Annotated in this window: 1 protein-coding gene; it reads left to right on the top strand. The window is 58.7% G+C overall.

Annotated features, from left to right (window positions below):
• Positions 1 to 70 precede the first annotated feature (70 nt).
• Entirely contained in the window at positions 71 to 445 is a 375-nt protein-coding gene (locus AC0L3X_RS47295) for a hypothetical protein (protein WP_063986509.1), read from the top strand.
• Positions 446 to 705 lie beyond the last annotated feature (260 nt).

Here is a 705-nt window from a genome sequence, read left to right as displayed (position 1 = left end):
GGACATATGAGCGCAAGCGATCCGAGCATGCTGCCCGAGCCAATCCTTGCAAGTCGGGGGCCGTCCACATATGAACCTTGCTCCAGCCGTCGCCCAGGCGCCGAAGAAAGCCGTCGCTTCTCCTGCCTTGCAGAAGGAATTCGATGGCTTCATCGAGAAGTTTCGCGCGGCGCTGAGGACAAACGATTCCGCCGCCGTCGCCGGTATGACACGATTGCCGTTCATGAACGACAGCGCAATTCGCGACGCCGCGCAATTTCGCGCCAAGACCTATCCGACCTCGTTCACGCCGAAAAATCGCGCGTGTGTCCAGCGCGGCAAGGCCGTCTACGATCGCGATCAAGAGAACAATGACAATTACTTCGTCTTCTGCGGCGAGCTCATCTTCGTCTTTACCAAGACGCCGGCGGGGTTCCTTTTTACGGACGTCGGCGCGAATGACTGATCAGGCAACAATGCTATCCACTGCCGTCGGACGTATGATCGGTCGCGTCGCTCAGCGACATATTGGATGCAGCAACCTAGGCGATGGGCCGACTCATCAACGGAAAGACTCGCCGCGAGCAGAACGAGTCGGCTCAGCCCCCCATTAACGGACATGCATACGGACAGCGGCGACTTCGCCTTCGGGTCACACCCGGAAGAACTCGGGCTGAGCATATCAAGTCTGCTTCACCCCCAAGGAGCGGACATCTAGCGGACATG

Source organism: Bradyrhizobium sp. MI1.7 (assembly GCF_055811795.1).
This window is presented reverse-complemented; position numbering and strand designations above follow the sequence as displayed.